The organism is Pseudomonas spirodelae (assembly GCF_034653255.1).
Taxonomy (GTDB): Bacteria; Pseudomonadota; Gammaproteobacteria; order Pseudomonadales; family Pseudomonadaceae; genus Aquipseudomonas; species Aquipseudomonas spirodelae.
This window is the reverse complement of sequence record NZ_JAYEET010000014.1, coordinates 1-4,357: the sequence shown is the minus strand read 5'-3', so window position 1 is coordinate 4,357 and position 4,357 is coordinate 1. Positions and strand designations below refer to the sequence as shown.

The following is a 4,357-nucleotide window of genomic DNA, read 5'->3' as shown; positions in this document are numbered from 1 at the left end:
CAGGATGCCCGCGGCCAGCTCGTGTTTCTCCAGCAAGCGACGGAAGTTGAGGATAGTGGTTTCATCAGGGATGCGCTCCAGGCTCAGCCCAGCAAACTGGCGCAGGATGGTGGTTTCGTACAGCGCCTCTTCCATCGCCGGATCGCTGTAACCGAACCAGTTCTGCATCAGATGCACTCGCAGCATCGCCATCAGCGGATAGGCCGGACGACCACCATCACCCTTGGGGTAATGGGGTTCGATCAAGGCAATCAACCCCTTCCACGGAACCACCCGATCCATTTCGATCAGGAATAATTCTTTGCGGGTCTGCTTGCGCTTGCTGGCGTACTCGGCGTCGGCGAAGGTCATCTGCTTCATCGGAAAACTCAGCGGGTGGAATCCGGGTATTTTGCCAAAATCAGGAAGTCTTCTTCAGAATTTCCTTAGGTTCGTCTCGTTAAGCTCAAAGTACATGCATTTTGCTTGGCACGAGCTTTGATCGCCCCCCATGTTCGACCCTCTCACCATCGACCACCAACTAGCACAGATTTTCTTGACCAGCGCGCGCTGCGCCTGCTTTAGGCAGGCTGCACGCAGCCTAAACTTACATATCGTGCCGATGCGCAAAAAACTCAGGAAGCTGGAGGCAACTGTAGGTACCCCGCTATTCCTTTATAAAGGACGCGAGCTCAGCCTGAGCGCAACAGGACGTGAATTACAACAACTACTGATCCAGAAATTCGGTGACCTGCATCCAGAGGACGTCAGTGTCCAGCGAGCTCTGGTACGTCTTGCGGTGCCGACGGCACTGCTCACCGACCTGCTGGCCCGTGATTTGATCTCCTGGCTGCGTAATGACGCGGCCGTGAGACTAGAAATCATCCCACAGGAGGGCGAGCCCGAGAGGCTGGCAGAGGTCATGATTTGGATCACCGATCCCGGCACGCCAAGACCGACTCCAAGCTTTGCAATGACAACACCATTGATGCTTGCACGAATTCCCTATCGTGCCCATATGGCCAAACGTTATGCGGGTAAACGCCTACCGAGTTCTGTAGCCGACCTCAAGGATTTCATGCTGGTTCAGCTCGCGGGAAACACAACGGTTGACAGTTTCGAACCATGGAATCAGCTGATCCGTCAGCGCCAAAGCGCGGTCATTCAAGTGCATTCACAAGAGTGGGTCGTTGACTTGCTGCGTAACTCCTCCTGCATTGGCCTGCTACCTGGCTACATCTCCCATGTAGACCGTAACCTGCTGCCCCTTGACGAGTTATTCGAGACTGCCTTGGAACGGGTGGTCTGGATTTCAACGTCCCCGCTGGCAGCAGAGCAATCAGAAGTGCAGACACTGGTATCGCTCATCTACAAAGCCTTTGAAGATCGCCACAACTGGTTCACTCAGTAGCCCTGAGTAGTCCACAAGCAGCTAATTCACCAAATAGTCATCTCGCTGAAACAAACAAAAGTTTCCACTCCTGCATTGAAACCCTCGCCCTGTAAGGCTTTCATTCGCCCTCTCGATCATTGAAATAAAAATGTCATCGAAAGTATGTGCAAGTGTAATACGCCTACCCGAGCCTGCCCCACGTCTACCACACATGTTTTCGACGAGGATAATTACATGCTCATTGCTACCCCCAACTCTCAATGGCTTAACCGAGTCACGTGCGGGCTCCTGCTGAGCGCTGGAGGACTCGGTCTCAGTCAACCAGCGGCAGCTGATTTTTTGGCAGATAGCAAAGCTGGTCTGGAAGCGCGCAACTTCTATTTCAATCGTGATTTCCGCCAAGACTCAGCTAGCCAGTCAAAGCAGGAGGAATGGGCCCAGGGCTTCCTGCTGCGCTACGAATCCGGCTTCACTGAAGGGACAGTCGGCGTGGGTATCGACGCCATCGGCATGCTGGGTCTCAAGCTGGACTCCAGCGCTGATCGTTCAGGCACGGGCCTTCTAAAACGCAACAAAGAAGCACCTCGTGCAGCGCAGGATGAATATGGTGAGATGGGCTTAACCGCGAAGCTGCGCGCTTCAAACAGCGTGCTGAAACTGGGCACGCTGCAACCTCGACTGCCAACCGTCCAAGCAAACGATTCGCGCCTGCTGCCACAGACCTTTCAAGGCGGGCACCTGAATTCGCTGGAGATTGCCGGCCTGACCTTCGATGCCGGCCAGCTCAAACAAGTAAGCCAGCGCGACTCATCCGATAGCGAAGACCTCAGCATTACCAGCGGCGCAGCCCGCGCTATCAGCGGCGGCGGAACCCAGAATAGCGATGAATTCAACTTCGCCGGAGCAACCTACAAGTGGAACAGCAACCTAGCCACCGGCTACAACTACGGCAATCTAGACGGTTTCTACAAGCAGCATATTTTCACGGTCCTGCACACCTTGCCGCTAGGTGACAAGCAATCGCTGAAAACTGATCTGCGCTACGCTCGCTCCACCGACGAGGGCAACAGCAACGTCGACAACAAGGCATTCGGGGCGATGTTCACCTATGCATTTAGCGGTCACGCACTCGGTGTTGGTTACCAGAGCATGAGCGGAGACACCGGCTACGCCTACATCAACGGCACCGATCCGTTCCTGGTCAACTATGTGCAAATCGGTGACTTCGCCAACAAAGACGAAACCTCATGGCAGGCCCGCTATGACTTCAACTTTGCCAGCGTTGGCATCCCTGGCTTGACGTTCATGACCCGTTACCTGACCGGCGACAATATTGATCTAGGCGCAGGCGGTGCCGATGGTAAGGAGTGGGAGCGCAATACTGACATCGCCTATGTCTTTCAGGACGGTGCGCTGAAAAACCTGGGCGTTAAATGGCGCAACGCCACACTACGTTCAACCAACTTCGGCAACGACGTTGATGAGAACCGCCTGATCGTGAGCTACACCCTTCCACTGCTGTAATTAGCAATAATCCGTGCGTTGCACTGTTTGTGCAGCGCACGCATTTAGCGAAATGCACAGACGGCGACTATGGGGAGCCGCCAAGAGTGCATTACTACCGCTAACGATCGCCTCACCAAAGCTGACTTTCCAATGACCCACTCACTGATACCTGGGTAGAAATTGTTATCTTCGGTAGCCGACGCCTGTAATTGCTCTGACGAGTGCCAAACATAACTGACGTATCAAAACCTTTACTCTCAAAGAGTTTAGATCCATTACAGGAATGTAATTCTCGCTTCACGTTTGTGACAGGGTCTTGCGTTTATATTTTAATCACCACCTTGAAGGAGTGATTAAACATGAAAAACCTCAAAGTCATTGCTGCACTTTCCGCTATGGTTGTTTCCTCTGCAGCTCTGGCAGAAGGCGGCGCTGATCGTGTCTATGGTCGGATGATTCAGGCCAATGAGCAGGCCATGCAAGAGTATGCTGCCGCTAACGGAAAGAATCCGCCTGAAGTTATTCATTACCGCTACGGCATGAAACTCGATATCGCCAGGGTCGTGGCCACTACCCCGACGGACTCTAGCTGCGGTGTGATGCCGGCCCAGATGACCTACGAGGACTCCAATGGCGATCTGAATATTCTTGAATACCGGGCAGCCGGGACAGGTTGCCGTAATCAAAACTAGATAAATGACATCGCGCTGACTGAAATGTAATTTCCAAGTCACCCTGACGTTATTTGGCATGTGGAAATATGACCAAGGCGTGCCTGGCTATGCCCGGCGCGCTTGGCACATATATGCGACCACACAATGACAACTGCCAATAACATCAGGAGCATTTATGAATAACAGAACCCTGTTAGGACTTTCTCTGCTCACTCTGAGCGTCAGTACCGGGCAAGCTGCAATGGCCGCCGGCGAGAAAGGCGAGGGATTTATCGAAGGCAGCAGCCTGACCATTCTCAATCGAAATCTCTACTTCAACCGCGATTTCCGCAAAGGCCAGTCCAGCAGCTCGGGTAATGGCTATTCGGAAGAGTGGGCGCATGGCGTGATAGGCCGATTCGAGTCTGGCTGTTGCCGCTGACCGAAAACTGACCCAGTAGAGGCTGTTCTGCCGACTGAAAACTGACCCAGGTGTTCAACTGCTTCTGCTCAATTTTTGAGCAGGAGAACACAGGGTGATCAGTATGGAAATGATGGGCAAAATCCGCCGGATGTATTTCCGCGACAAGCTGTCGCTGCATGAGATAGCCAAGCGCACCGGGTTGGCGCGCAACACGATTCGCAAGTGGGTCAGAGCACCTGAGGCCAAGCCGCCGGTCTACCAACGCCGCGCGATCTTCAACAAACTCAGCCTTTTTCACGCCACGCTGGAGCAGGCGCTAAAAGCCGATTCGCTGCGGCCCAAGCAACAGCGGCGCAGTGCCAAGGCGCTGTTGGCGCAAATCAAAGCCGAAGGTTATGACGG

4 protein-coding genes and 2 pseudogenes are annotated in these 4,357 nt (G+C 53.7%); 5 read left to right on the top strand and 1 reads right to left on the bottom strand.

Translation table 11 applies throughout. From position 1 onward, the window contains the following. On the bottom strand, positions 1-360 hold a 360-nt coding region (locus SOP97_RS06225; RefSeq protein ID WP_322948624.1), incomplete at its 3' end, for a transposase. Positions 361-490: 130 nt separating this feature from the next. Here SOP97_RS06225 and SOP97_RS06220 point away from each other — a divergent pair. The 5 genes and pseudogenes from SOP97_RS06220 to SOP97_RS06200 form a co-directional block, all read left to right on the top strand. Then, positions 491-1,390 carry a LysR family transcriptional regulator gene (locus SOP97_RS06220; RefSeq protein WP_017679356.1) on the top strand — a complete coding sequence of 300 codons (900 nt, stop codon included), beginning with the start codon at positions 491-493 and terminating at the stop codon, positions 1,388-1,390. Positions 1,391-1,606: 216 nt separating this feature from the next. After that, positions 1,607-2,896 (top strand): OprD family porin, encoded by a 1,290-nt coding sequence (locus tag SOP97_RS06215; RefSeq protein ID WP_170050793.1) that lies wholly within the window; start codon positions 1,607-1,609, stop codon positions 2,894-2,896. Positions 2,897-3,237: 341 nt separating this feature from the next. After that, a complete protein-coding gene (locus SOP97_RS06210; RefSeq protein ID WP_017675718.1) occupies positions 3,238-3,570 on the top strand; it encodes a DUF2790 domain-containing protein in 333 nt (110 codons plus the stop codon). 157 nt (positions 3,571-3,727) lie between these two features. After that, positions 3,728-3,961 (top strand): annotated as a pseudogene (locus SOP97_RS06205) (OprD family outer membrane porin); the annotation flags it as partial. 124 nt (positions 3,962-4,085) lie between these two features. Continuing rightward, a pseudogene (locus SOP97_RS06200) lies at positions 4,086-4,357 on the top strand (IS21 family transposase); the annotation flags it as partial.